At 39.9% G+C, this 24587-nt stretch carries 31 protein-coding genes; 15 read left to right on the top strand and 16 right to left on the bottom strand.

What is annotated here, in order from left to right:
• Positions 1–18 precede the first annotated feature (18 nt).
• From EHR07_RS02365 to EHR07_RS02340, 6 genes are all read right to left on the bottom strand, one after another.
• On the bottom strand, positions 19–342 hold the full coding sequence (locus EHR07_RS02365) for an ArsR/SmtB family transcription factor (protein WP_135743599.1): 324 nt from the start codon (positions 340–342) through the stop codon (positions 19–21).
• 321 nt (positions 343–663) lie between these two features.
• Complete coding sequence (cutA, locus tag EHR07_RS02360; protein WP_135743598.1) at positions 664–993, bottom strand: divalent-cation tolerance protein CutA; 330 nt, start codon at positions 991–993, stop codon at positions 664–666.
• Between the two features lie 50 nt (positions 994–1043).
• Entirely contained in the window at positions 1044–1289 is a 246-nt protein-coding gene (locus tag EHR07_RS02355) for a hypothetical protein (protein WP_135743597.1), read from the bottom strand.
• Between the two features lie 4 nt (positions 1290–1293).
• Positions 1294–1629 carry an LBF_4227 family protein gene (locus tag EHR07_RS02350; protein WP_135743596.1) on the bottom strand — a complete coding sequence of 112 codons (336 nt, stop codon included), beginning with the start codon at positions 1627–1629 and terminating at the stop codon, positions 1294–1296.
• The gene (locus EHR07_RS02345; RefSeq protein ID WP_135743595.1) at positions 1630–1914 is read right to left on the bottom strand and encodes a DUF883 family protein; all 285 of its coding nucleotides are present in this window, start codon (positions 1912–1914) and stop codon (positions 1630–1632) included.
• 8 nt (positions 1915–1922) lie between these two features.
• Positions 1923–2648: a response regulator transcription factor gene (locus EHR07_RS02340; protein WP_135743594.1), complete on the bottom strand. Its 726-nt coding sequence runs from the start codon at positions 2646–2648 to the stop codon at positions 1923–1925.
• A gap of 58 nt (positions 2649–2706) precedes the next feature.
• Here EHR07_RS02340 and EHR07_RS02335 point away from each other — a divergent pair, with 58 nt between their 5' ends.
• Positions 2707–3123: a DUF4279 domain-containing protein gene (locus EHR07_RS02335; RefSeq protein ID WP_135743593.1), complete on the top strand. Its 417-nt coding sequence runs from the start codon at positions 2707–2709 to the stop codon at positions 3121–3123.
• Here the strand turns inward: EHR07_RS02335 and EHR07_RS02330 are convergent.
• Entirely contained in the window at positions 3092–3451 is a 360-nt protein-coding gene (locus EHR07_RS02330; protein ID WP_135743592.1) for a hypothetical protein, read from the bottom strand. The two genes, EHR07_RS02335 and EHR07_RS02330, sit on opposite strands and share 32 nt — an antisense overlap.
• A gap of 13 nt (positions 3452–3464) precedes the next feature.
• Between EHR07_RS02330 and EHR07_RS02325 the strand changes: the two genes are divergently transcribed.
• Positions 3465–4436, top strand: coding sequence for an amino acid--tRNA ligase-related protein (locus EHR07_RS02325; RefSeq protein ID WP_135743591.1), 972 nt, complete (start codon positions 3465–3467; stop codon positions 4434–4436).
• Positions 4437–4446: 10 nt separating this feature from the next.
• Here EHR07_RS02325 and EHR07_RS02320 read toward each other — a convergent pair whose 3' ends face one another.
• On the bottom strand, positions 4447–4836 hold the full coding sequence (locus tag EHR07_RS02320; RefSeq protein WP_135743590.1) for an LA_2478/LA_2722/LA_4182 family protein: 390 nt from the start codon (positions 4834–4836) through the stop codon (positions 4447–4449).
• A 71-nt stretch (positions 4837–4907) separates the two neighbouring features.
• Between EHR07_RS02320 and EHR07_RS02315 the strand changes: the two genes are divergently transcribed.
• The 3 genes from EHR07_RS02315 to EHR07_RS02305 all read left to right on the top strand — a co-directional run bounded on the left by EHR07_RS02315 (position 4908) and on the right by EHR07_RS02305 (position 7402).
• Positions 4908–5513 (top strand): DUF6935 domain-containing protein, encoded by a 606-nt coding sequence (locus EHR07_RS02315; RefSeq protein ID WP_425270279.1) that lies wholly within the window; start codon positions 4908–4910, stop codon positions 5511–5513.
• Positions 5514–6326 (top strand): ZIP family metal transporter, encoded by an 813-nt coding sequence (locus EHR07_RS02310; protein WP_135743589.1) that lies wholly within the window; start codon positions 5514–5516, stop codon positions 6324–6326.
• Positions 6327–6412: 86 nt separating this feature from the next.
• Entirely contained in the window at positions 6413–7402 is a 990-nt protein-coding gene (locus tag EHR07_RS02305) for a BtrH N-terminal domain-containing protein (protein WP_135743588.1), read from the top strand.
• Between the two features lie 124 nt (positions 7403–7526).
• On the opposite strand, the gene EHR07_RS02300 is transcribed toward EHR07_RS02305, so the two are convergent.
• Positions 7527–8348, bottom strand: coding sequence for an SDR family NAD(P)-dependent oxidoreductase (locus EHR07_RS02300; RefSeq protein WP_135743587.1), 822 nt, complete (start codon positions 8346–8348; stop codon positions 7527–7529).
• Positions 8349–8677: 329 nt separating this feature from the next.
• On the opposite strand from EHR07_RS02300, the gene EHR07_RS02295 reads away from it, so the two are divergent.
• Positions 8678–9415 (top strand): TetR/AcrR family transcriptional regulator, encoded by a 738-nt coding sequence (locus EHR07_RS02295; protein ID WP_208739679.1) that lies wholly within the window; start codon positions 8678–8680, stop codon positions 9413–9415.
• A 75-nt stretch (positions 9416–9490) separates the two neighbouring features.
• Here the strand turns inward: EHR07_RS02295 and EHR07_RS02290 are convergent, their stop codons facing one another.
• Positions 9491–10513 carry a zinc-dependent alcohol dehydrogenase family protein gene (locus EHR07_RS02290; RefSeq protein ID WP_208739677.1) on the bottom strand — a complete coding sequence of 341 codons (1023 nt, stop codon included), beginning with the start codon at positions 10511–10513 and terminating at the stop codon, positions 9491–9493.
• Between the two features lie 92 nt (positions 10514–10605).
• Here EHR07_RS02290 and EHR07_RS02285 point away from each other — a divergent pair, with 92 nt between their 5' ends.
• The 3 genes from EHR07_RS02285 to EHR07_RS02275 are packed head-to-tail and all read left to right on the top strand — an operon-like array spanning position 10606 to position 13360.
• Positions 10606–11415 (top strand): SDR family NAD(P)-dependent oxidoreductase, encoded by an 810-nt coding sequence (locus tag EHR07_RS02285; RefSeq protein ID WP_135743585.1) that lies wholly within the window; start codon positions 10606–10608, stop codon positions 11413–11415.
• Positions 11416–11454: 39 nt separating this feature from the next.
• The gene (locus EHR07_RS02280) at positions 11455–12276 is read left to right on the top strand and encodes a DUF1295 domain-containing protein (protein WP_135743584.1); all 822 of its coding nucleotides are present in this window, start codon (positions 11455–11457) and stop codon (positions 12274–12276) included.
• Positions 12277–12289: 13 nt separating this feature from the next.
• A complete protein-coding gene (locus EHR07_RS02275; RefSeq protein ID WP_135743583.1) occupies positions 12290–13360 on the top strand; it encodes an SAM-dependent methyltransferase in 1071 nt (356 codons plus the stop codon).
• On the opposite strand, the gene EHR07_RS02270 is transcribed toward EHR07_RS02275, so the two are convergent.
• Positions 13339–14916 (bottom strand): DEAD/DEAH box helicase, encoded by a 1578-nt coding sequence (locus EHR07_RS02270; protein ID WP_135743582.1) that lies wholly within the window; start codon positions 14914–14916, stop codon positions 13339–13341. The genes EHR07_RS02275 and EHR07_RS02270 overlap by 22 nt on opposite strands.
• Positions 14917–14987: 71 nt before the next feature.
• Positions 14988–16649: a hybrid sensor histidine kinase/response regulator gene (locus EHR07_RS02265; RefSeq protein ID WP_135743581.1), complete on the bottom strand. Its 1662-nt coding sequence runs from the start codon at positions 16647–16649 to the stop codon at positions 14988–14990.
• A gap of 71 nt (positions 16650–16720) precedes the next feature.
• On the opposite strand from EHR07_RS02265, the gene msrB reads away from it, so the two are divergent.
• A complete protein-coding gene (gene msrB, locus EHR07_RS02260; protein ID WP_135743580.1) occupies positions 16721–17263 on the top strand; it encodes a peptide-methionine (R)-S-oxide reductase MsrB in 543 nt (180 codons plus the stop codon).
• An 80-nt stretch (positions 17264–17343) separates the two neighbouring features.
• Here msrB and EHR07_RS02255 read toward each other — a convergent pair whose 3' ends face one another.
• The 4 genes from EHR07_RS02255 to EHR07_RS02240 form a co-directional block, all read right to left on the bottom strand.
• A complete protein-coding gene (locus tag EHR07_RS02255; protein WP_135743579.1) occupies positions 17344–18129 on the bottom strand; it encodes a hypothetical protein in 786 nt (261 codons plus the stop codon).
• 3 nt (positions 18130–18132) lie between these two features.
• The gene (locus tag EHR07_RS02250) at positions 18133–18339 is read right to left on the bottom strand and encodes a hypothetical protein (protein ID WP_004787999.1); all 207 of its coding nucleotides are present in this window, start codon (positions 18337–18339) and stop codon (positions 18133–18135) included.
• 86 nt (positions 18340–18425) lie between these two features.
• Positions 18426–18980, bottom strand: coding sequence for a hypothetical protein (locus EHR07_RS02245; RefSeq protein ID WP_135743578.1), 555 nt, complete (start codon positions 18978–18980; stop codon positions 18426–18428).
• Positions 18964–20028 carry a KamA family radical SAM protein gene (locus EHR07_RS02240; protein WP_135743577.1) on the bottom strand — a complete coding sequence of 355 codons (1065 nt, stop codon included), beginning with the start codon at positions 20026–20028 and terminating at the stop codon, positions 18964–18966. Before EHR07_RS02240 ends, EHR07_RS02245 begins: the two co-directional genes overlap by 17 nt.
• A 68-nt stretch (positions 20029–20096) precedes the next feature.
• Between EHR07_RS02240 and efp the strand changes: the two genes are divergently transcribed.
• The 5 genes from efp to EHR07_RS02215 are packed head-to-tail and all read left to right on the top strand — an operon-like array spanning position 20097 to position 24587.
• Positions 20097–20663: an elongation factor P gene (gene efp, locus EHR07_RS02235; RefSeq protein ID WP_100715848.1), complete on the top strand. Its 567-nt coding sequence runs from the start codon at positions 20097–20099 to the stop codon at positions 20661–20663.
• A 2-nt stretch (positions 20664–20665) separates the two neighbouring features.
• Positions 20666–21286 (top strand): methylthioribulose 1-phosphate dehydratase, encoded by a 621-nt coding sequence (gene mtnB / locus EHR07_RS02230; protein WP_135743576.1) that lies wholly within the window; start codon positions 20666–20668, stop codon positions 21284–21286.
• Complete coding sequence (locus EHR07_RS02225; RefSeq protein ID WP_135743575.1) at positions 21283–22017, top strand: SDR family oxidoreductase; 735 nt, start codon at positions 21283–21285, stop codon at positions 22015–22017. The genes mtnB and EHR07_RS02225 overlap by 4 nt, the downstream gene beginning before the upstream one ends.
• Before the next feature lie 5 nt (positions 22018–22022).
• On the top strand, positions 22023–22760 hold the full coding sequence (locus EHR07_RS02220) for an SDR family NAD(P)-dependent oxidoreductase (RefSeq protein WP_135743574.1): 738 nt from the start codon (positions 22023–22025) through the stop codon (positions 22758–22760).
• A gap of 3 nt (positions 22761–22763) precedes the next feature.
• Positions 22764–24587, top strand: a complete 1824-nt coding sequence (locus EHR07_RS02215) for a hypothetical protein (RefSeq protein WP_135743573.1) — start codon at positions 22764–22766, stop codon at positions 24585–24587.

Here is a 24587-nt window from a genome sequence, read left to right as displayed (position 1 = left end):
GGTTTGTTGTTTCGAAATTCAATTTTTTTTTTGGTAATTTTTCATTACCGATTCCAGCTTGTTAAACCGGTCATCCCAAAGTTTTTGGAAAGGTTCAATGAAGTTTGCAATCTCTTTCATTTTGTTTGGGTTTAGATGGTAATAAATCTCACGACCGTTAGGTTCCTTTTTTAACAATTCACATTCAGTTAAAATTTGTAAATGTTTGGAAACGGTAGGTCGTTTGGTATCAAACTGTGAGGCAATGGCACCTGCCGTCATAGACTGGGTGGCCACTAGGAGGAGGATGGCCCGCCTAGTGGGATCTGCAATTGCCTGAAAAACATCTCTTCGTAAATCCATTGTGTAGCCATCTGACTACGCAATTATATGTAGTTATTTGGCAACACTTTTTTTGATCGGGAGTGTAGTTTCGAAAGAATCCAGGGAGAATCCCGCGCCAGGGCATACCAAGGGCTTGGTCTGCCTTTAGGCAGACGGGAGCGAATGCGGACCCCGTAGTACGCCCGGTCGTTTCTAGAAAAGGAAGGTTGGTAGAGAAATAGATTCGAGGCGCCCACTTGAGGAAATAGAATCAGAGATGGTTCTACAGCCACCAATCGTGTTTCGTCAAGGGAAGAATCGAAAGAAAGCGATTGGCTTTTGGGTATTTATTATTTGAATCTAACTATTTTTTTTGATTTTGTCGGCAACAAACGCTTTATAGGCGGGGCTACCAAAACTTACGTCCATACGAATGATTTCTGGAGCAATGTAAGGATGACGTTTCATAATGTATTCTTCGATCGCATTGTACTTGTCAGCTTTTGCTTTGAGAAGGATTTTGTTTTCGGTATCAACCGTGATTTTTCCTTCCCATAAATAAACAAGTTCCACTTCTGGGAAGATGGTTCCTGAAACGATGATTCCTTGTTCTAACATTTCGGAGATATGTTCTTCGGCCATATCGCGATCGCCGATTGTGGTAAATACTAAGATTTCATCTGAAGCCATAGGAAGTCCTTCTTTGTTTTTACAATGATCGGCTTTGCGTGGGGAAACCCTTATTCTTTTGGGGATTTATTTTGTAAGTAGGATTGAAATCCTTCTTTTACTTGGTCTACCATTCCTGATTCTCGAACGGACCTAACCACTCGTTGCCAGAATTTGATTTTGCCTTCAAACTCATTCCAACCAATTTGTAAATCCATTCGTTTGATTTTCAGTAACATCCTAAGTTCAGTGAGAGACATTTCTTTTGGATCTTTGTCTAAATACCGTTCGTGGTCTGTTAGGGGATTAAATCTCATGTGCTTATTTTTTCTTTAGAACCAGTGATAAAAAGAAAATTGCAAAAATTAAAAATCCAAATCCTGTTCCAAAACTAGAAAGGATGGGATCTCCTGCCGCTAAAAACTTCTGAATGCTTAAATACACACCGTAGGATATGTATATAAGACCGAGGAAGATTAGGAAAAGAGCAGTGAAAATCCAAACAGAAGACAAAACCAAATTTCTAATATAAATTTGGAGATTTTTCTGAATGTAAATCACCATCACTTCGCCATAAGCAACAAGCTTGGCGACTAATTCTTCGAAGGCGGCTTTGATTCCGCCTTTTTTGCGATGTTTTGTGTGTTTCTCGTCCAATTATTTCTTCTTAAAGAACCAACCAAGAGCGAGTCCAAGACCAAGACCAACGCCAAATCCAATGATTGCGGCTTTTTGTGGGTGCTCTTTTACATAAGATCCTACATTGTCTATGACTTCTTTTGCTTTGATAGAAGCCTCTTCACTGGCTTTACCTAACTTTTGTTTGATGTCGCTTACTTGTTCCATATACTTCTCCTTGGCTCTTTGTTCAATTTCTTTGGCTTTTTTCTCATACAACTTGATTTCGTCGATGAGGGATTTGTCCTTCTTCACTTCTTCCATAATGTTTTTTATTCTGGAACGACTATGTTCTCAAAGTTGTCAGTGAAACGATATCCGATTCCCCAAATGGTTTCGATCCATTCTGGTTGAGCAGAGTTTTTTTCTAGTTTAGAACGAATGCGTTTGATATGACTGTCGATCATCCTTTCAAATCCATCCCATTCCACTCCCCAAACTGATTCCAAAATCATTTCGCGAGAAAAAACTTTCCCCGGAGATCCAGCTAGCAGTTGTAAGATGTCAAATTCTTTTCTAGAAATATTGATGATGTTTTCGTTCAGAGTCACACGTCTGCGGATGGAATCAATCTTTAGAGCTCCGCGAATGATTTCTCCTGCTTGGCCCACGTTGGGTTTGATCCCAATTTTTTTGTCCCATCTACGAAAGAAAACATCCACTCGTGTTTTTAGTTCACGAACTGAAAAAGGTTTTGTGATGTAATCATCAGCGCCTAACTCAAGTCCCATGATGCGATCGATTTCTTCTGTCCTTGCAGATAAAATGAAAATCGGAGTACTTTCATCGGCTTTTCGGATACTACGGCAAATCTCCATACCATCAATGTCCGGTAGAGATAAATCCAGAATCACTAAATCAGGATGATTGGACTTGTAAAATTTCAAACCTTCTTCGCCGTTTTCAAAGACGGAGGTTGTATAGTGAGCAGAATCGAGAGATTTCCGAATTAGGTTCCCAATATCCGGATCGTCCTCAATTACCAAAATATTTTTCATGTTTTTCCCTTGAGTTCTTTCTCAATTTGGTTCTTGTAGTAGAAAAAAAAAGTAAAAAATGGAATCGGGAACACAAAGAGAAGCAAAATCGTGGGCGATGTTCGCCATCACAGGTCCGAGGCTAAAGCCGCAGGAACTGACGGAAAAATTGGGCATCCAACCGGACTATTACCACGGAGCGGATGTAAAAGACATCGAAAATATGACAATTCCGAGTCATTGGCAGATCAATTCTAAATTGGGACCTGAATTCCCTGCATTGGATCATATTTGGGATTTGCTTAAAACTTTAGCACCTGTTCGAAAAGAACTAAAAGAATTCACCGAAAACTATGAATCTACCATTTACGTTTCTGTAGAGTTTGCCTCTGAGTTCACAAAAGGAGTGGTTCTCGACAAAAGAACTATGCTTTTGTTAGGTGAACTGGGTGTGAATTTAGAAATTATCCCCTGGGAACTCGATGAGACTCTTTAAGGATCGCTGGACTTGGAAACACAAGTCGAACTAGGTCAAATCGTTTTAAATACATATAACTAGAAATGGGTAATCCGAGTAATACTAGAACCCTTTTTTTTAATCTTAGGTCACGAGCCATATTTAAAAGTTTAGTGAGAAGAGTGATGGGAAGGTAAGGAAGGTTGGAAAGATCCATTTGGATATGAGACCTTGTTTGGAAGAACAACATATGCATGACAGAATCCAATTCTTCTTCTAATTCTTGATGAACGTCTTTAGACAAAATGACAATTTCATACGCGTTTTGAACTTCTCGTATGTTCAGGTATTTTGTTTTTTTTGCCATTGGAGGTAATGGTATGATTTCTCTCTCAAAAGATACAGTTATTTTTCGATCTCAAGTTTTCAAAATGGTACGTGAGATTCTTTCGAGAAATGAGTTTTTGGAGGTAGATACGCCGACATTCAAACCCGTAGTAGGTATGGAACCATATTTAGATCCGTTTGAAGTGCGTTCCCCTAACGGTAGGGAAAAAGGATATCTCATCACTTCTCCCGAATACAGTTTAAAACAAATGATGGCAACTGGGCTCGATCGAATCTTTGAACTCGCTCATACTTACCGGTCGGGAGAGATGGGAAGTGGGGTTCATTCGAAAGAGTTTGTAATGTTAGAACTCTATGCAAAAGAAATGGATGATGTGATTTTACGTCATTTTATAGAAAAATTCCTGAGAGAATTGATTTCTGCTTTGGGAAGAGAAAAAGATAAGAAAAACCTTACAAATCCCAAATGGATTCGTCACCTCTCTGTGGAAGAAGTTTTTTTGCAAAACCTTGGACATGGTTTTTTAAAAGAAGATCTAATCAAAACCATTACCTCCAAAAAACTATCGAATACACCCGTATCAGAACTGAATCGGTGGCAATATGAAGATTTATTCTTTTTGGTTTTTTTAAACCTAGTAGAACCAAAATTAGGTGAAGGGATTGTTTTTTTATACGACTATCCACCTGAATGTGCGGCCCTTGCCAAAATTGTAGATGGAGTTGCCAAACGATTTGAAATTTATTGGGACGGACTGGAACTTGCCAATGCATTTTATGAGCTTAGCGACGTAGAGGAACAGAAAAAACGTTTTAGCGATGAACAGGAGTTACGTGCAAAATTGGGGAAAGAAGTTTTCCCTATGGATGAAGATTTTCTTGGATGTTTAGAAAATGGATTTCCAAATTGTTCTGGAATTTCGATTGGTATGGACCGACTGATTTTGAAATTATCAGGAAAAAACGGGCTAAACGAGGTTAGCCCGTATTGGATGGAAGTGTAGATTATTTGGATTAATCTTCTTCTTGGAATTTTTCGCAAGACTCTGGAACTTTTCCTTCTTCTAAGTCGGCACAGGAAAAGGCAGCCATATCTTTGGCACATTTTTTCATGTCTTCTAAATCTTGTTTGGTGAGTTTTTTTGTGGGTTGGTTGTTTGCCGGTTTTTGGCCTTCTACAACGTAGTTTTTATAACGAGATTCGCAGACGTTCCCATTGACAAATTGAGACTCGATCATTTTCCTTTGGTCTGCGGGAAGGTCTTTTAGTTTTTCTTTCATACACTCAGACGATTTTGCACACATTTTTTTGGAGAGTGCTTGGAATTCTTTTGCATCCTTTAATGTCTGTGAGGTGATAAGGAAAGGAAGAAAAAAGAGAGAAATAAAGAATATTTTTTTCATAAAAGAAGTTTACCGCTTCTAGTCATTTGGTAAAGAAAAAAATGAAGAAAAAGGATTGAAACCAAATCATAATGATTCTAGTATTCTCGACCATGAAAACGATCACTTGTTTATTAGTATTTTGTTTTTCCTTACCCATTGTGGCTCAAAACTTGACAGAGAGAAATCCTGTTAGTATATCTACCGAACCTACCACTGTAGATGAATTCAAATCATTACAATCGAAAGTGGCCTCCACACCAGAAGGAGGAGTTGCAATGTTAGTCCTTGCCATTTCTATTTATGGCAAAAATCAGGACTTGGGAACGAAAGCCGTGATCCTTTCTGTCCTCTCCAAAAACAGACAAAAGTCTACCAAACCTTCCGCCGTAGAGGGAATGGACTTAGGAGGAAGTGACAAATATTTGTTAGGGCAACTTGATAAATATAAAATGTTATCCAATGGTTATTGGAAAGGGGCAGAACCAGCTAACGGTTATACGCCGAGTAGTCCTTTGACAGTGGAAACATTTACCAACCCATATTCGGGAGAGGAATCAACGGGGAAACTAAAACTTTTTGTAGCGACTCGCGGTGCTTCCAGTTATCGACCTGTATCTATGGAAAAAGATACCGATGGACTTTGGCGAGCCAAAGAAATGAGTTCTCTCTTTGTCGGAATGATGCCAGCTAAATAGATGTTCGATTTTTTTCTATCTCTACATCCAGTGGTTTTGGCACTTCTTGCCACTGGGTTTACTTGGTTTTGCACTGCTTTCGGTGCCGGTTTTGTTTTTTTCTTTCGCACGGTGCCAAGACCTGTCTTTAATGCCATGCTTGGTTTTGCTTCTGGGATTATGATTGCGGCTAGTTTTTGGTCTCTTCTTTTACCATCGATTGAACTTTCTGAACGTGCTGGAAATCTTGCTTGGTTTCATGTAAGTCTCGGTTTTTTATCTGGTGGGCTTTCTTTGTATTTATTACATAAACTCCTTCCACATTTACATGTTGGTTTAGAAGAAAATCGTTTGGAAGGAGGGAAGTCTTCTTTTCAAAGAAGTTTACTTTTAATTCTTGCGATCACTCTTCATAACATTCCGGAAGGTTTGGCCGTGGGGGTCGCCTTTGGCGCGCTTGGTGATGGGTTTACATATGAAGCACTGATGGCAGCAGTTGTTGTCGCTTTTGGAATCGGCATCCAAAATATTCCAGAAGGGGCTGCTGTTTCCATTCCTTTGTTACGCGAGGGATTTAGTGCCAGGAAAAGTTTTTGGTATGGACAACTCTCTGGGTTTGTGGAACCGATCGGTGGAATTTTAGGAGCCGCCCTTGTGTTTTATGTGGAAAGTTTATTACCGTTTGCACTTTCCTTTGCAGCGGGTGCTATGATTTTTGTGGTAGTGGAGGAGCTGATTCCCGAATCTCATACGGGTAAGGAAACGGAAATGTCGACCCTCGGTGCCATGTTTGGATTTGTTCTTATGATGGCTCTCGATGTAGGGCTTGGTTAAACTTTTAAAGTAACATGAATCCAAATACCTTTCTGACAAGTAGTCACTGATGCGAAACCATTACAACGTTGGAAATCATTTAAGCTATGATCATAAATAAACTTTCTCCTTTTATAGGAGTTCACTGTGAAACCACAACTACAGGGACACTTCTAAAACATATTGGGATCGATCTCACTGAACCCATATTATTTGGCATTGGCGAAGGGCTTAGCTTTATCTTTTGGAATATGAAGTCGATGGACTACCCCTTTATTGGTGGGAGAATTAAACCAGATGAACTCACAAAAAATATAACAAAAAATCTAAAATTGGATCTTAAAATTTCGGAAACATCTTCAAAGTCAAAGGCTTGGTCATCGGTTCGGGATATGATTGATTCCGGAACACCCGTTGGTTTAAAGTTAGATTGTTTTCATTTGGAATATTTTTCCAAACCCTTTCATTTTGCAGGTCATTATGCTGCTTTATATGGATACGACGATAAAAATGCATATTTGGTAGATACAAAACAACAAGGGACCAAGGTACAAACTTCCTTAAAAAGTTTGGAATTGGCAAGAAACGAAAAAGGACCAATGGCATCTAAAAATCTCTTTTATACGATTGGGCCGGGGAAAAAACAAATTAACTTGGATAAGGTTGTGGTCCTTGCGGCAAAAAACAATGCACGTGAATATGTAAATCCTCCAATTACCAATGTTTCCTATAAAGGGATTAAAAAACTAGCAACCTATTTGGAGAAATGGTACCATTCTTCCAAGGACATTCCAAGAGATTTTGGAACCACTGCGATGATGATGGAAAAAGCTGGGACGGGTGGAGCTATTTTTCGTAATTTGTATAGAGACTTTCTTTATGAATCTTATGAACTAACAAAAGATCCTATTATTAAAAATGCTTATCTCCAATTCAAAGAGATTGCAGACCACTGGACAAATATTGCCTCCTTGTTTGATACCTTGGGAAAAAGGGGAGAGGAGAGTGCCCTCAGTGAAATTAAAGTTCTTCTTCATACGGTAGCGGATTTAGAGTTTCGTACAATGAAAGAATTAGTAAAATTAAAAGAAGTTTAAACTAACTCAGATAAGCTGGTAATGCCCGGAATGTACCAACTTAATTATCTTTTCTTTTGGACGTCTCATCCAGAAATATAAGGAAATAGGAAATTAGAATTTCCAGATGGTCCTCTTTTTACAATCATCCCTGTGCTGCGTCTGAAATTTCCTGCCAAACCTCCCAAGTGGCTAGACGATTGGCATAGGTTTCTCTTACCAAAGGCAAATTTTGATTTCCCAGAAAAAATCGAAGAGGTGGATTTTCTGCATCGATCATTTTGAACAAAGCTTCAGGTGTTGCATTCGGATTCCCACGTTCCATACTCTTCATTCTCTCTTGGAACTGATTTTTAAGATCTGAGTAGATATCAAGTCCAGTGGCAAACTTCAATGAAGCGGGGCTTCCAAACTCGGTGGCATAAGCACCTGGTTCTACAATGGTTACTTTGATACCAAAAGGTTTCACTTCCATCGCCAAACTTTCATGGATCGATTCGAACGCCCATTTGGAAGAACAGTAGTATCCAATCAATGGCATCGATACAAGTCCCAAAGTACTGGAAATACCAACGATATGACCGCTACCTTGTTTGCGTAATAACGGTAATGCGGCTTGGATGACAGAGAGTGGGCCAAAAATATTAGTTTCATAAAGAGCCCTGACTTCATCTCCACTTGCTTCTTCTATGGTGCCCACAAGTGAATATCCAGCATTGTTCAAAATGATATCTAATTTGCCAAAGTGCGCATGGGCTTCTTCCACCACACGTTTGACCTGATCGGGTTTTGTTACGTCGAGCTCTAAAGTTAGAACTTGATCACCATATTTTTCCTTCAGGTCTGCTAAGTTTGATAAAGAACGTGCGGTGGCCGCCACTTTGTCGCCACGTTTGAGTGCAGCTTCCGTCCAGATGCGACCAAAACCTCGAGAACTTCCAGTAATGAGCCAGATTTTATTAGACATATTGCCCCTTTCCTTTTTGTCTTGGGTCCGTTTGATTCCAGACCCAAATATTGTTATCATTGATAACAATATTTGTTTATCACAGATAACATGTGCCTGCAATCAAATTTTCCCTCCTTCATCGAAAAAATTGGGAAGAAAGAATCAATATACGGTCTTAAATTAGGTAAAGTCTGACTTGATTTGGCACCAGAGACAAAAATCAAAAAAGGTGAATGTAAGTTTGGAGTTTCAATGTTATGTCGAAATTTTTAATCATCGACAAAGTCCACATTCTTTTCTAAGTTATAGGTGTTCCGAAGAATTTGAATTAAAAGTAGCAGTGTATCGTGTCTAAGAATAAGTTAGCAGGCCAAACACCTGCAGTGAGTGCATCCCGAAATGATATTCGTGAGCGGATTATAAAAGCGGCTCTTGGTGTATTAAAAAAAGGCGGTCGAGAGGCCTTAACGACGAGGAGTGTCTCTGCTGCAGCAAAGGTGCAAGCACCGACTCTTTATCGTTTGTTTGGTGACATGCGCGGACTACTCGATGCCGTAGCTGAGTCTGGATTTGTCGCTGCCTTTAACAAAAAGAAGGAACAAAAACCAAGTTCTGATCCTGTGGAAGACCTACGTAGGGCCTGGGATTCCCATATCAACTTTGGACTTGAAAACCCAGTCCTTTATGTATTGATGTTTGGTGAACCGAGGCCGGAATTAAATTTACCTGTCATCGAAAAATCAAAACAACTTCTCGGTGAGCTAATCCATCGTATTGCGGTCGAAGGACAACTCAAGGTGACTGAAAAACGTGCGGCAGAATTGATTTATTCCTTTAGTTCTGGAATCGTACTCAGCTTACTTGCGATGCCAGAAGATATACGTGATATCAATCTATCTTATGATGCACGTGAGGTAGTGGTTTCGGCCATTACAAATCATGATCCACTTCAAAAAAATGCAAGCTCCGAGATTGTATCCGCAGCAATTACCATGCAGGCTTTACTTCCTAGTGTTTCTTCTCTTTCGGAAGGAGAACGCCACCTTCTAAAAGAGTTGTTAGATAGAATCGCAACCCAAAAATAAAGTATTACGATACGAAACACTTGTGAATCGTTATTTGATCCTTGTTATTGATATTGGTTTTGGATCTTTACTTCTTTATTCCCAACTCACCACAACTTTTCCAAAATGTTTTCCTGTTTGTAAATACTGTAGGGCTTCTGGAACTTCCTCCCAATCGAACACTTTGTCCACAACTGGTTTCATTTTGTTTTGTTCGATAGCTCGGTTCATTTTTTCAAAATCGGCGCGGCTTCCCACAATTACACCTTGGACTTTGACTCCTTGCATAAGAATCGGGTAGAGAGAAAGGCTCGATTCTCCTCCAGCAAGGACACCGATCAGAGCAATGGTTCCGTATGGTTTGACACTCATCATAGACTTTTGCATGGTGCCAGCACCACCCACTTCGATGATGAGGTCGGCTCCTGCCATCTTGGTTGCTTTTCGAACATCTCGTTCCCAATTGGCTCTCGTGGAATAATTAATCGTTTCATCGGCACCTAAGGTTTTAGCACGGGCCAATTTTTCATCACTGGATGAGGTAATGATAACCCGAGCCCCCATCATTTTTGCAAATTGTAAGGCAAATAGAGAAACACCCCCAGTGCCTAAACAGAGGACATCGGATCCGGGTTCAATCCCGCCAAAATTCACAACGGCATTGTAAGCAGTAAGCCCAGCACAACCCAAAGTGGCAGCTTCTTTGTCTGTAAGGTGGCTTGGTGTAGCAACCAGTCCTTCTTCTTGGAATTTTCCATAATTCGCTAAACAGCCGTCATGTGGACCACCGAGAGTCGAACGGAGGTTGTCCATATTCGGTGCTCCATCCATCCACTTCTGTGCAAAGATCGGAAGGACTCGGTCTCCTTTTTTCCAAAGACTGACCTCTGATCCAACGGCTTCCACCACACCGGCCCCATCAGAACAAGGGATGAGAGGGAGTTTTTGTCTAGGGTTATAAGTTCCAATCACCATTAAATAATCTCGGTAATTGAGTGAAGTTGCAGTTAGGCGAACAAGAACTTCCTTGGGTGCTAGTGATTCAGAAAGATCCCTCGTTGATTTTTTTAGATTTTCTAACCCGAACGATCCTTGGATTTCCCAAACTTGGTTTAACATATTCCCTCTTGTCATTTAGAATCAAAATTCACTCGTCAGATCCTCAGGTCTCCTGATCCTTTGTCGAGTGGGAATCAGAGGAAAGGTGCGTTATGAATAAAGATTTTTGGAACGATAGGGTGGTAGTGATCACTGGAGCAACGAGTGGGATTGGTAAGGCTTTGTATGAAGAATTGGCCTTATTCCCCTGTGAACTGGTTCTTGTTGCAAGAAGGGCTGCCGAAATTACCGAACCCAAAAACAAACACCAAGGTGCTGTCATTCACAAAGTGGCCTGTGATCTCGCGGATCCCACATCTGTATTAGATGCCATTCAGTGGATTGGAAAACAGGTTCCTAAAATTGATGTATTGTTTAATAATGCAGGAATCACGGCCCATGGTCGTTTTGAATCCCTTTCGATGGATGTGTATCGCAAAACCTTTGCTACGAATTTTTTTGGCCCCATCCAACTCATTCGTGGACTCCTTCCTCTGCTTCTTATTGCTAAAGGAAATATTGTGACTACATCCACTGTCTCTGCTCTCTATGGTGTACCTGGTCGTGCGGCATATTCTGCATCCAAGTCTGCCTTACATGCGGCACTCGAATCCCTTCGGATCGAAAACTTAGAATCAGGGCTTGGTGTATCCCTTGTATGTGTTCCCTATACGGATACGGCACTTCGTACTTCTGGTCTCGACGCAAGTGGTGGAGTTTTATCGGAAGCTCCTGCCAAAGGAAAACGAAAGAGCGCAAAAGAAGTGGCTCATGTTTTAATGTCTGTTGCCAAGGACAAAGAAGCAAGGCTTGTGACTTTTAACTTGTCCGGAAAATTTTTGGAATGGATGCGCTTTCTCTCTCCTAAAATTTTAGAAAAAATACTTTATAAAAAACTTTATGAGGACTTCAAACCACACTGACCATCGTCTAAACCAAGGTATAGGGAGAGGAACTATCCTTTGGAAAATCTTTTATTTTCTTATTTAGCAGCTGTTATATTTGCATTTCTCTTTATGTGCCTAATGTGGTTTTGGGGAAAATCACGAGACAACTACGCTGTCATTGATGTGGGTTGGGGACTTGTCATCGCAGGAATTGCCAGTATCCTTGTTTGTTTTGGAACAGGGACTGTTTTTGCAAAAATCGCTATTCTTGTTCCCGTTTGGATCTGGGCCCTCCGTCTCTCTGGATTCCTATACTGGACTCGCATTCGGACAAACCACCCGGAAGACAAACGTTATGCAGGTTTTCGAAAAGACTACGGTGACAAAGTCCATAGTAAGATGTTCACCAACGTGTTTCTATTACAAGGTTTCCTTGCCCTTTTCCTTTCTTTTCCTTTTTACTTTGCAGCAAATTGGAACTTATTTCCCAACACCGGGATTTTTGGACCTAACGGATATTTGATGGTAGTAATTGGTTGGATTTTCTTTGTGGTAGGGGTGATCGGGGAAGGAATCGCCGATCGTGACCTACACAAGTTTGTGGCTGATCCAAAAAACAAAGGTAAGGTCTGTGATCTTGGTCTTTGGAAGTATACAAGGCATCCCAATTATTTTTTTGAATGGGTGATATGGCTTGGGATTGGGATCATTCCGATTCTTTCTGCGCCTTGGGCGGCCCTTTCTCTCTTTACCCCGGTCTTTATGTTTGTCTTGTTACGATTTATTTCCGGTGTTCCATTTGCAGAAAAATATTCCCTCCTCTCGAAAGGAGATGTTTTTCGCGAATACATGCGCACCACAAATGCATTTTTCCCTTGGTTTCCCAAACAAAAATAATAAAGGATAAAACATGAATTTTACGGATTCTTCCAAAAAAGAAGAAACTTCTTCTTTTAGTATCAACGCACTGCTAGAAAAGGATATCTTTCCTGATTGGCTCATTCGATTTCGCATTCGTCAACTTTTGAATCTGCGAATCAAACAAGAGAAAAAAGAGAGTTTTACGGCCCAGCTCCAACACAAAATGAATTATGTGAAAGAGTTAAAAAAATCTCCGATTGCCGTACATACAGAAGCGGCAAACGAACAACATTACGAAGTTCCCAGTGATTTTTTTACTTATGTAATGGGACCTAGAATGAAGTATTCCTCTGGATACTGGCAAAGTCTTGATACAAGTTTTGCGGAATCCGAAGAAGAGATGTTACGAATTACAGTGGAGCGAGCAGAGATTCAAAATGGAATGAAAGTTTTGGATTTAGGATGTGGTTGGGGAAGTATTTCTCTCTACATTGCAGAAAAATTTCCGAAATGTAAGGTTACAGGTGTTTCCAACTCTCGTACACAAAAAGAATTTATCGATAAACGGGCCAAAGAACGTGGATTAAAAAATCTAACCATCATCACAAAGGATATGAACGATTTTACCACCAAAGACAAGTTTGATCGAATTGTTTCTGTAGAAATGTTAGAACATATGAAAAACTACGAAAAACTATTTGAAAAACTATCAAAGTTTCTTGTGGCAGATGGAAAGTTTTTTGTACATATCTTCACTCATAAAGAGTTTGCTTATCCGTTTGAAATCATTGATGAAACGGATTGGATGGCAAAATATTTTTTCACAGGTGGGCAGATGCCATCGGATGATTTGTTTTTATACTTCCAAAAAGACTTCCTCATCGAAAATCATTGGGTTGTGAATGGAACTCATTATGCGAGAACGAGTGAAGCTTGGTATGATAATATGATTGCTAACAAGGATAAACTAATGCCTATCCTTGCGAGTACTTACGGCGAAAAAGAAAAAACCAAATGGTTTGTCTATTGGAAAGTTTTCTTTCTCGCCTGTGCAGAGTTATGGGGTTACCGAAACGGTGAGGAGTGGTTTGTAAGCCACTACTTGTTTCGAAAACGCTGAGTTTTTTTCCCAGCAGCCTTTACGTAAACGCCACCTTCTTTTTTCGAAGAAGGTGAGCTGCTACTACGGCGAGAATCCCCACCTCTTTCGCTTCTTTCTCCGCGTTCACTTCTATCACTATTGGATCTGCCACCACGGTATCCACCGCGACCGCCGCCACCAGATCCACCTTCCTCACGACGTCGTCTTCCACCAGATCCACCACCAGGAGGCATTTCACTCCATTCTGCAGGTGTTTTTCCGATTTTTTCCGGTCCACTGATTTTGGTTTTATCGAGCATAGTCGAAAGGAGTTTTAAAGATAACGAACGTTTGTCGTCTAACTTCAAAAGTTTTTCTAAAACTTCTTCTGCGTCTGCATGAATTTCTGTTTCCACAACTTTGTTTAAAAAGTCTTCTTCTCTCCTTGCAAGTACTTCCTTTTTGGTTGGAAGGGCTGCAATGGTCAGATTGGTTCCAGAAGTTCCTTTGAGTCGGATGAGGGCACGAGATTCTCTCGTTGTTACAAGAGTCACAGCTTTTCCCGATTTACCAGCACGACCTGTACGACCAATTCTATGAGTATAACTTTCGCTATCAAAAGGTAGGTGGTAGTTGATCACAAGAGACAAATCTTTTACATCAAGTCCACGTGCAGCCACATCAGTTGCCACAAGGATCTTCACTCGGCCATCGTGGAGGCTTTTTAAAACTTGTTCTCTTTGTTTTTGGTTTAGATCTCCGTGGAGTGCTTCTACAGGGTATCCTTTGAAACCAAGTGTAGCTTTTAAATCATCTGCTTCTTTCTTCGTTTTTGTGAAGATGATTGCCTTATATGGATTTTCATAATCCAAAATTCGGACAACAGCAATTTCACGTTCTGCTTCATCGATCACGTAGTACACTTGTTCGATGTTCTTAGAAGATTTTTCAGTAGGAGTTATCTTTACATGAGCAGGGTGCGTTTGGTATTTACTTGCCAACTTCTTAATCGGCTCCGGCATAGTTGCGGAGAAAAGTAAAGTTTGTCGTTTGGTTGGCAGTAGATTAAAGATGGATTCAATATCATCCATAAAGCCCATATCGAGCATTTCATCTGCTTCATCCAAAATCACCATAGAAGGTTTGAAGTTTTTAAGTTCTTTTCCTTTAAGAAGGTCGAGAAGTCTTCCTGGTGTTGCAACAGCAACTTGGGCACCTTTGGCCACTTGTGTAATTTGTTTAGAATAGGAACTACCACCATAAATGGTTGTGGTTTTGATTCCTAAATGTTTTCCCAATTTAAACAGTTCATCAGATACTTGCAGGGCAAGTTCACGAGTCGGTGTGAGGACAAGCACTTGCATGCCATCATTCACATTGATTCGGTTCAAACAGGGGAGTCCGTAAGCTGCAGTTTTTCCGGTACCGGTCTGCGCTTGTGCGATTAAATCTTTTCCTTCCAATACGAGCGGAATCGCTTGTTTTTGGATAGGGCTTGGTGATTCGAAGCCTGCTTCAGTGATTCCTTGTAGTATTTCAGGACGTAATCCGAAGGATTGGAAGTCATTTCCAACTTCGGTGTCATTCTTAGTCATGAAAATAGGATACAATAAAAAAACGGCCTAAAAAAGAAAGGGAAAAACTACCAGACCGCTAAGGGCCAACGTTACGGGTGTTTTTTGGCGATGTCTGTCAAATGTGCGTATAATTCTTCTTTTAAGTAGGGTTTTGGCATAAAATATTCAAATCCGGAGTTTAGAATTTGTTCTTTTTCCTCTGGCATGCAAAGCCCAGTACAAGCAAAAAGGACGGGTCGATTTGGTTTTCCGCTGATTCCCTTCGCAATTTCAGTTCCGTGTTTCCCTGGCATTTCGATGTCCAAAAAGGCGATATCGTAGAGAGAATTGAGTAGTTCTCTTTCTGTATCAAGTCCATTGCTTGTTTCTTTGATTTCAAATCCGAAAGGTTTTAGATAACTTTTTAGGACTTTCCTGTTAAGATCGTTGTCATCGGCAATAAGTACTTTTTGTTGTTTAGAAAATTTTGGTAGTTGGTTCAGATTGGTTACGCCTGCAGCAGAAGAGTTCCGATTTTTTTCCTCTAATTTCCAAACGATGGGAATAGATACTTTAAAAGTCGATCCTTCACCTAACTTAGATTCCACTTTAACGGTTCCCTCCAACTCTTCCAATGAAAGTTTAACAATGGATAGTCCAAGGCCAGATCCTGAAATCCCACATCCTTCCGGAACGAATTGGTTGTATTTCTGAAAGAGTTTGTCCTTAACCTCAGGAGAAATGCCAGGACCTGTGTCTTTTACTTCTATCAATAACAATCCGTTTTCATTCGTTTTTGTTTCCAGAGAAACGGAACAAGTGATTTCTCCATTGTTTGTAAATTTAACTGCATTGGCGGTTAGATTCCATAAAATCTTTTCGATTTTTCTTTTGTCCGAATGAATGAGTAAATTTTGATTCGTAAAGTTTTGAAGTTTAAATTCTAATTGTTTACGTCTGGTTTCTGTTTTGAAAAAAGAATCTAAAATATGTAAACATTGATAAAGTTCAAACCATTCAAGATTTGAAACATTGGCGTTCTCTTCAAGTCTTGAGATTTCAATGGTGTCATTGACTAAATGTAAAATAACTTCCCCGGCATTTTTGATATGATCCACATAACCGAGAATGGTTGGATCTAAATCCGTTTCACGGATCATTTCGGACATACCGAGTAGGGAATTTAAAGGGTTTCTAATGTCATGACTAATCGCGGCAATAAAATCACGTTTGGCGGCGGTGGCTCTTTCTGCAGATAATTTTTCTATTTCTAAACGTTCGGTTGCCTTTCGCATTTGTAAGAGACGAATGGTTTGTTTTCCAAGAAGGCGAAGCATTTGGATTTGATTTTCATTGAGTTCTCTCGGTTTGTTATCAATCACACATAAAGTTCCGAGTTTAATATGGTCATCGAGAGCTAGTGGAATCCCAGCATAGAAGATTACATTGGGAGCTTCATTTACTAAGGGGTTATTTTTAAACCGAGGGTCTAGTTTCGCATTGGGCACAACAAATAGTTCATCCCCTAAAATCGCATGGGAACAAAAGGCAAGGGACCTGGGAGTTTCTCGGGTATCTAATCCATGATGCGATTTGAACCATTGTCTTGTTTCATCAATGAGGCTTACAAGAGAGATGGGAACATTACAAATCATCGATGCTAATTTTGTAATTTCATCAAACATCTCCTCTTCAGGAGTGTCTAGTATTTCGAGCCCTTTTAACGCCGAAAGACGTGCGGTCTCATTTTTCGGAAGGGGGGCGATCATCATACATAGCTTAGACGAAATTGTATTCCTTTAAATAAAAGCAGAATTTTTGAAATCCTACAGGTCTAAATACTATGAAACGAGCCATTCCTATCCTTTTCTTCAGTATCTTTTTTGTATTAGGGTTGTTTTTGTTACCTTCCTGTTCTGAATCCTCGTCTCATTCCCCAAAAAAAATAGAGAATCCTGAACTCCGAAAAAAACTCACCGATCTTCAATACCGTGTCACACAAGAGGGTGAAACGGAACCTGCTTTTCAGAATGAATATTGGGACAATCATGAAGAAGGAATCTATGTTGATATTGTTTCCAAAGAACCCCTCTTTAGTTCGAAAGACAAGTTTGAATCGGGTACAGGTTGGCCAAGTTTTACAAAGCCACTTGTCGGTGGCAATGTGGTGGAAGTCGCTGATCATTCTTATGGGATGACACGAACCGAAATACGTTCTAAAAACGCCAATTCTCATTTGGGCCATGTATTTGATGATGGACCCGCTCCAACAAACAAACGTTATTGTATGAATTCGGCAGCAATGGAATTTATCCCCAAAGGTAAACTGAAAGAAAGAGGATATGGATCTTTTCTTTCGGGGTTTACGGATTTAGGTAAGGACTAGGGTAGGTTCTTCCATATACAGTTTTTCTCAAGTTATCAACCAAAAAATAGTCGATATAGAACCGATAAACCTTTGGTTTTTTATGCCCAAAGATTCATCATAAATTCTTCATCGTTACGTAATGAGATCAGTTTGTATTTGGTTTCGTGGATATCTTCTCTAGAAACTTCTCGTTTCCAACGAATATCCACTTTTAGTTTGCGAACACGCGTTTGGAGTTCTAAAAGTTCCCAAATGGAGTCTTCCATTTCTTTTCTGTAAAGATTACTAAAGAGGGGTGCTACTTGGTCTGGAGTGTCCATTTTCAAAAGTTCAATATGAGTTAGGTCATGGATATTTTGTAAGGCCCAAATATGCAGGGTGAGAGTAGTGATCCTTTCGAGTTGGGAAATTTCATCCTTTGTATTTCTTGTGACTTGTTGTTTAAAAAAACGAATTCTTTTTTCTAGGTATGCGATGAGATCCGATTTAGGAATTTCTCGCCCTTTCCATTTTTCCCACTCGGCTTTTAGATCTTCATAAAGGCCTTCGCCGTAGAACACGGATGAGGCTTCCATCAGTTGTAAGCTTCCTGGTTCCGAAATTTTGATTCGATGACGAAGAGAATCAGCATCTCCTGCAATCATATTCACAGGAGCAACATCTTCTAATTTCTGTAAGGCGCGGGAGATGGAATCAATGAATTGAGATTTCATCTGGTCTGTCGAATGAGCCACCAAATAAAAATTGAGATCAGATTCTGGGTGAAAATCCCCACGTTCGCGGGAACCATAAAAAAGGATTTGGTAAGGTTTGGTCGAAGGGATGAGTTCTAATTCATCCAAAACTTGTGCATAGAGGTTAGGGTTTAGTGCTTCAAATTCCATTGTTCATTCAAAGTATAATTTCATTCGAGAAAGATTCTCTAAAATGGCTTTGAAGGCGCGGTCGCGTTCTTCTTTGCCAGGGAAGGGAAGGGATTTTACATTATTGAGATCTTGGTAAATGATTTCAATCGAAGGTTGGTTCGGATTTTTTTTGATAGAGGCAACGTAATCCAAATTAATAACTTCCGATTCACCGAGTTTTAGCCACATAGAAATTCTCCTCAAAGCCTAAGGGTTCCATTCTATTTGCCTAATCTTTTTTTCTAAAAAATGAGGCTTTGTTGGGATTCTCGTGCCTAGTACAATTCCAGAGATTGGAGGACCATTTGGTGGAGGTCCTTGGCCAGTTCTTTGGGATCTGTGGTTTGGGAAGTAATGGTCTCAAAAACGAGTAAAAATCCGTTATGGATTCCTTCCCAACGAGCATAAAGTTGCGAGTCCCTGTAGGGAAAAACAAGGACACTGCATTTTTTGGATCCCCAAACAAAATAGGATACGTCTGGGTTTTTGTTTTCCTCTTTATAAAAATAAGGGAATTGGGACTGGTTTTCGCGGTCCGTGGAAGATAAACGTAACCAAAGGATGTTTTGTCCTTCCCCCAAACGAATTTCATAACTATTCCCTGTCCCAAAAATGGATCCAGATTTTAGGAGTTCAAAATTTTCTTTTGCCACCCAGACTGCGTGGTAGGTTAGGCGTAGCTCTTTGGTTAGGTGAGAATTTTTTGTTTCTACCTTGTGACTAGGAAGGGTAGTATCTTTGTTTTTTTCTTTCGGTGGTTCCTGTAGAGTTTGGCAGGCGTTGCTTATAATGAAAGAAAGTATAAAAATGATTTTAATGTCCCACTTCATATTCATCTCCTAAATAGTTTTGAAACAGATATCCACTTGGTGTTTTCTTTTGTAAATAGTTAGGAGAGAGAAGCACTTTTCCCCCACCACCAGTAAGATCTTTTACATAATTGGGAATTGTGATTCCAGAATGATAACCACGAAGTTTTCGATAGATTTCAATTCCTCTTTCAATAGGTACCACAAAGTCTGAACTTCCAAATACTTCATCACATTGGTGGAGGTAATAAGGTTTAATTCCTATACTGATTAGTTTGTAGTTGAGTTCTGACAAAATTTTTTCATCGTCATTGATTCCTGATAATAAAACAGATTGGTTAAAAATAGATACAAAACCTGTTTTTATCATTCGCATAACATACATTTTAGTTTCATCTGAGATTTCATTCGGATGGTTAAAATGAGTGACCATATACAAAGGGAAATGTTTGGCAAAAACTTCGTTTAAAGATTCTGTCAGTCGCATGGGCATAGTGACTGGGTGGCGGGTGTGAATCCTTACTTGGTTGATATGAGGGATGGACTTTAATTCCCCCAAAAGATAATCAAGAGAAGAATCGGATAAAGTAAGTGGATCTCCACCGGACATGATGACCTCTCTTACTTCTGTATGTCCGCGAAAGTATTCGAGAGCCTTTTCCCATTCGCTTCGATTGGGAGTTTCTTCCGGATCTGATACCTTTCGTTTCCTGGTGCAAAATCGGCAATACACAGCACAGACATGAGAAATGTACCAAATCGCACGGTCTGGATAACGATGGGTGACACCTTTCACCGGCATATAACGTTCTTCTGCTAGGGGATCTTCTACTTCGTTTGGTTTTTTTCTAAGCTCTCCCGCTCGGGGGATGATTTGTTTTCGAATGGGACAGTTGGGATTTTTTTTGTCGATTCGTTCCAAATAATAGGGAGTGACTGCAAAACTAAATTCCGCAAGTGCGGGGGCAAAACTTTCCCTCTCTTCTTCTGTTAGAGTTAGTTTTTCTTCCAAATCGCCAAGGGTAGTGATTCGGTTTTGTAATTGCCATTTCCAATCCGACCAGGTCATCGCTTATGACCATACTTCGGTTGACACAGGGCCAAGTCCCTCGGATTTTGTTTACGAGTAACGAAATTATGAACTTAGGCATTACAGAAGTAAAAAAAGGAATGATCCTCAAGATCGAGAATGAGCTTTATTCCGTCGTCAAAACCGAGTTTGTGAATCCTGGAAAGGGTTCTGCATTCATCCGTACCAAACTAAAAAATATTGTCCGTGATTCTTCGATTGAAAGAACTTTCAAAGCAGCAGAAAAATTGGAAAGTGTGGATTTAGAGCGCCGTAAAATGCAGTACTGTTATGCAGACGGTGACCAAATCATTTTTATGGATGTCAACGATTACGAACAAATCCCGGTTTCCAAAGATTATGTGGAAGACATCCTTCCTTTTATGAAAGAAGAAACTCCGGTAGAAGTATCATTTTATAATGACAAACCGATTGGGGTCACACCTCCTAACTTTGCTATATTGGAAGTAACTTATGCAGAAGATGGTCTCAAAGGAGATACTACTGGTCTTGCGCTCAAACGAGTGACTGTGGAAACCGGTGGAGAAGTTCAAGTTCCTATCTTTATCAAACAAGGGGACACCGTTAAAATTGACCTCCGAGATTTGAGTTACGTGGAGCGCGTGAACAAATAGATTTGGATTCGCTTTCTTCCTTACAGGAACTGACCAAACTTTCCCATACCTATTATGAAAGGCAGTGGATGTATGCCACTGCGGGAAATCTCTCTGCACGCGATGGAGATAATTTTTGGATTACTGCCTCTGGAAAACATAAGGGAGAACTTACAGACAAAGACTTTGTTTGTGTTTCGGTAAACGACGGATCCTTGGTTTCTGCGAGTGCGGGACTGAAACCCTCAGCAGAAACTAGCATCCATCAGGTGGTGTATTCTAAAATGGACGATGCGGGGGCTGCTCTCCATGTCCATACTTTAGATTCTAATCTTTTAGAATTTGGAATTGGAAAAGAAGAGGGTTTCCGAGACATCCCCCTCCCTCCGATCGAAATCATCAAAGCCTTTGGGATTTGGGATGAAAAACCAAATTTAAAATTTCCAGTTTTTTATAATCATACAAATGTTCCCACCATTGCTTCGGAAATCAAACGTTACATGGAAACCAAAGGGAAACCACAAGTTCCCTTTCTTCTCATCGAAGGCCACGGCCCCACTGTCTGGGGAAAAACTGTAGCGGAAGCCAACAAACACTTGGAAGCTGTTCATTTTCTATTACAAGTGATGGCTAGACGTATATGAAACCGAAAGCCCAAGTTTATATTTTTGGAATTGGTTCCGGAATTGGACAAGGGCTTTACAAACGTTTTTTAGAAGACAAATCTGTTTCTCTCTATGGATTCTCCCGAAAAGGAGAACTCCCACTCAATGTATTTTCAAAAAAAGAAAATGGAACCTTTGTTTTTGATGCCACAAAAAAAGAGGATCTAAGAACATTAGAAATTTCACTTTCAGAGAAATATGGATTTAAAAAAGAACCTACTGCACCTAACTACATACAAACAGAACTTTATGTTTACTTTGCTTTAGGTGACGGAATCTTTGGGACCATTGACTTACTGAAGAAAAAAGATCTCGAAGCCCATTTCCAACTCAATGTCCATTCTCTACTCTTATTATCTAAATATTTTTCGCAAAATTTGCCTTTCTTTCAACAAGCCACTTTTGTGTTTTTAGGATCCACTGCGGGAAAACAAGGTTTTCCAGAATCTGCGGCCTATTGTGCCTCTAAACATGCGGTTCTTGGAATCGCCAGGGCGTTACGAGAAGAGTGGAAACCATTCGGAACCAAGGTGGTCCATGTGAGCTTAGGGGCAGTTGCCACGGAAATCTGGGACACAAGACCCCAGTTTGACAAGAATGATATGGTTTCTATTTCGGACATTTCCGAGTATTTGTGGAGTATTTCCCACTTGCCTAAATCGATCTTTGTGGATGACTTATCCATTACCCCAAGAAAAGGAATTTTGTAGGTCCGATGGAAATCAAGGAATCGATTGTTCTCGTGACAGGTGGCAGTGGCGGGATTGGAAGGGAAATTGTAAGGACTCTCGTCCTAGCAGGTTTTTCTGTTTGGAATTTGGACAAAGTCCGCCCTAATTCCCCGATCCTCCAAGAAACCTATCGTGAACTGGATTTATCGGAAACCCCTTTTGTAGTAGAGAGGGGACTTTCTAAAATCATCCAAGAATGTTCCGAAATGGGAGACCTCTATGGACTTGTCCATAATGCAGGATTTGGTGGGCCTTATCACCCCATCACTGAAGTTTCCATCGAAGAATGGGATTCTATTTTCAGAATCAACCTAAACAGTTTGTTCCTACTTTCTAAGTTATTACTTCCCATTTTTAAAACTCATCAATTTGGAAGGATCGTGGCCATCGCATCCTCTTTATCCATTGTAGGTGCAGCCAATTCGGTTGCATATTCTTCATCGAAACACGGATTAGTTGGTTTTATTCGTTCTGTTGCTGATGAATGGGGGAAGTTTGGGATCACCGCCAATGCAGTGAGCCCAGGTTATGTCGATACCAATATGGGAATCCAAGAAGACCAAGTTTCGGATCATAAATCGAAAATTATTGAACAGACACCTGTTAGGCGAATTGCAGAACCATCCGAAATAGCTCGTGTGGTCAATTTCCTTCTTCAAAAAGAATCTGGATATATTTCTGGATCGAATTGGACCGTCGATGGCGGACTCACTGCCATTTAATTTATGAGAATATCACCTCCGCACGACCATTTTTTGCAACTAACAACGAAAGAAACGTTAGGAAGGTCTTCTGGGATCATCTTACAAAAAGAAGCTTTGTCTATCATGAAGACAGTGGAAGTGCAAAGTTCGCGTGAAAACATTGAAGCTGGTCATCTATTTCGTCCTACCGATTCCAATTTCGAAAAACTAAAAATGGATCATGAAACTGCAATGGATGCCATGTGGCAACTGATAGATTATGGACTAACTACACAACTTTTTGAAATTAAGTTCGATGCGGATGTGGGCGAGTTACGTTTAGTGACTTTTCTTGTAGGTCTTCCGGGCGGAATGCCATTGGAAGAACCTTATAAATTACTGATAGCAAGATCTACTGACCACTTTTTTCAATACATTCAAGCCAAACGAATCTTAACAGAAGATACTTGGCGCCTTGTATTAAACAAATTAGCAGATATTGATTATAATGAAGAAAGTGGTTCTGGTGATGAATTGGATCGTTTGTTGGACCCAAAGCAGTTCCCCTTACAACCGTCAGCTGATATGTTGAAACGTTCTCGAGGACTGATCGTTGACGAGTTTGATGCTGATCCTAGAATCATTGTCCTTCCTCATGTTGGATTTTATACTATTCCGGAAATAGAAGCGGCAAACTTTTTGCAAATTGCCAATGAGTATTTGGTAACCAAAGTGGAACCATTGGCAAAGGCCTTTGATACAGAAATTCGTTTGGCATTTGATCGAATTCATTCGACGACACCGGTGACTAGTGTAAACGCAGAACCTAGTGAGATAGATCTAATTCGTTCTAAAATAGATACATTGTATGAGTTTAAGGAAATCCTGAAAGAAAACGGATTTTATCCGTTGATTCATAACCTAAGAAAAGTAGCCGAGTTGGCTGCCAAGTATGCGGAACTGGAAAAAAAACGAGAAGTGGACCGGCTCCTAAAAGTTTATATGAAAATGTTGGATAGCCAGTTCGATTTTGATTCCAGGTTACTTCGGATCAATTTGGAAAAAGATAACGAACACGATACAATCATTGTGGATCTACTCCGAAAAAATCCAAAAGTGCTTTCGGCCGAATGGTTTGATCAAGATGCAAAGATTGCAGTCTTTGTGAATAATAATCAAAATAACATCAAAGACATTAACCATTTAATTTTCCAAAATTATAGGTTCACAACAGAACATATTTTATATCTAAAAGCCATCATTGAACTGAATGAAAAAGAATTAAAACCTTTGTTCAAAGATGATGAATTTGTGAAAACCTATGGCAAAAATTTACAATCAGTGTATTTTAAATACATCCCTTGGTTTTATAAACTTTTTTATTTTTTGGGTGTGACTCCCATTGTAAACTCTGGTTATGCGAAAGCGAAATCAATTCTTACTTATGCGCAGATGGACCGTCAGTTTTTGTATCAGAAACGTAGGGAAAATTTTTATAAGAAGAAATTAAGGGAAAGGGAAGAACGTTTAGAAAAAGAAAAAAAACAACAACTCAAACGGGCTTTGGTTTCTGCTTTGAGTGATGCGTATTTTCAGAAAAATTGTTTGCCGTCAGTGGATTGGTTAGGTTCTAATTATCCTGCTTTTTCTGCTGAGACCTTAGAGAAAATGATCCCTGATTTTGCTTTTGTATCCACAACCGGAAAAACAGTGAAACCAAATTCAATCATCTTGTTCCCAAATTCTCCCGAATTCGATTCACTTAACAAACGTTTGAAGGAGTTGTTTAATCAGTGGACAAGGGGCGAAATTGATCCGCCCGTAGAAGACCCTGAATTATTGGTTCAAATTCGTGGATTGATTTAA

The organism is Leptospira bandrabouensis (assembly GCF_004770905.1).
Taxonomy (GTDB): Bacteria; Spirochaetota; Leptospiria; order Leptospirales; family Leptospiraceae; genus Leptospira_A; species Leptospira_A bandrabouensis.
The sequence above is the reverse complement of the archived record's forward strand: the minus strand, read 5'-3'. Positions and strand labels throughout refer to the sequence as shown.

Excerpts from the sequence above, each read along its gene's own strand:
- EHR07_RS02365 (WP_135743599.1), bottom strand. The coding sequence starts at position 342 with ATGGATTTACGAAGAGATGTTTTTCAGGCAATTGCAGATCCCACTAGG.
- cutA (WP_135743598.1), bottom strand. The coding sequence starts at position 993 with ATGGCTTCAGATGAAATCTTAGTATTTACCACAATCGGCGATCGCGAT.
- EHR07_RS02355 (WP_135743597.1), bottom strand. The coding sequence starts at position 1,289 with ATGAGATTTAATCCCCTAACAGACCACGAACGGTATTTAGACAAAGAT.
- EHR07_RS02345 (WP_135743595.1), bottom strand. The coding sequence starts at position 1,914 with ATGGAAGAAGTGAAGAAGGACAAATCCCTCATCGACGAAATCAAGTTG.
- EHR07_RS02340 (WP_135743594.1), bottom strand. The coding sequence starts at position 2,648 with ATGAAAAATATTTTGGTAATTGAGGACGATCCGGATATTGGGAACCTA.
- EHR07_RS02335 (WP_135743593.1), top strand. The coding sequence starts at position 2,707 with ATGGAATCGGGAACACAAAGAGAAGCAAAATCGTGGGCGATGTTCGCC.
- EHR07_RS02330 (WP_135743592.1), bottom strand. The coding sequence starts at position 3,451 with ATGGCAAAAAAAACAAAATACCTGAACATACGAGAAGTTCAAAACGCG.
- EHR07_RS02325 (WP_135743591.1), top strand. The coding sequence starts at position 3,465 with ATGATTTCTCTCTCAAAAGATACAGTTATTTTTCGATCTCAAGTTTTC.
- EHR07_RS02320 (WP_135743590.1), bottom strand. The coding sequence starts at position 4,836 with ATGAAAAAAATATTCTTTATTTCTCTCTTTTTTCTTCCTTTCCTTATC.
- EHR07_RS02315 (WP_425270279.1), top strand. The coding sequence starts at position 4,908 with ATGATTCTAGTATTCTCGACCATGAAAACGATCACTTGTTTATTAGTA.
- EHR07_RS02310 (WP_135743589.1), top strand. The coding sequence starts at position 5,514 with ATGTTCGATTTTTTTCTATCTCTACATCCAGTGGTTTTGGCACTTCTT.
- EHR07_RS02305 (WP_135743588.1), top strand. The coding sequence starts at position 6,413 with ATGATCATAAATAAACTTTCTCCTTTTATAGGAGTTCACTGTGAAACC.
- EHR07_RS02300 (WP_135743587.1), bottom strand. The coding sequence starts at position 8,348 with ATGTCTAATAAAATCTGGCTCATTACTGGAAGTTCTCGAGGTTTTGGT.
- EHR07_RS02290 (WP_208739677.1), bottom strand. The coding sequence starts at position 10,513 with ATGTTAAACCAAGTTTGGGAAATCCAAGGATCGTTCGGGTTAGAAAAT.
- EHR07_RS02285 (WP_135743585.1), top strand. The coding sequence starts at position 10,606 with ATGAATAAAGATTTTTGGAACGATAGGGTGGTAGTGATCACTGGAGCA.
- EHR07_RS02275 (WP_135743583.1), top strand. The coding sequence starts at position 12,290 with ATGAATTTTACGGATTCTTCCAAAAAAGAAGAAACTTCTTCTTTTAGT.
- EHR07_RS02270 (WP_135743582.1), bottom strand. The coding sequence starts at position 14,916 with ATGACTAAGAATGACACCGAAGTTGGAAATGACTTCCAATCCTTCGGA.
- EHR07_RS02265 (WP_135743581.1), bottom strand. The coding sequence starts at position 16,649 with ATGATGATCGCCCCCCTTCCGAAAAATGAGACCGCACGTCTTTCGGCG.
- msrB (WP_135743580.1), top strand. The coding sequence starts at position 16,721 with ATGAAACGAGCCATTCCTATCCTTTTCTTCAGTATCTTTTTTGTATTA.
- EHR07_RS02255 (WP_135743579.1), bottom strand. The coding sequence starts at position 18,129 with ATGGAATTTGAAGCACTAAACCCTAACCTCTATGCACAAGTTTTGGAT.
- EHR07_RS02250 (WP_004787999.1), bottom strand. The coding sequence starts at position 18,339 with ATGTGGCTAAAACTCGGTGAATCGGAAGTTATTAATTTGGATTACGTT.
- EHR07_RS02245 (WP_135743578.1), bottom strand. The coding sequence starts at position 18,980 with ATGAAGTGGGACATTAAAATCATTTTTATACTTTCTTTCATTATAAGC.
- EHR07_RS02240 (WP_135743577.1), bottom strand. The coding sequence starts at position 20,028 with ATGACCTGGTCGGATTGGAAATGGCAATTACAAAACCGAATCACTACC.
- efp (WP_100715848.1), top strand. The coding sequence starts at position 20,097 with ATGAACTTAGGCATTACAGAAGTAAAAAAAGGAATGATCCTCAAGATC.
- EHR07_RS02225 (WP_135743575.1), top strand. The coding sequence starts at position 21,283 with ATGAAACCGAAAGCCCAAGTTTATATTTTTGGAATTGGTTCCGGAATT.
- EHR07_RS02220 (WP_135743574.1), top strand. The coding sequence starts at position 22,023 with ATGGAAATCAAGGAATCGATTGTTCTCGTGACAGGTGGCAGTGGCGGG.
- EHR07_RS02215 (WP_135743573.1), top strand. The coding sequence starts at position 22,764 with ATGAGAATATCACCTCCGCACGACCATTTTTTGCAACTAACAACGAAA.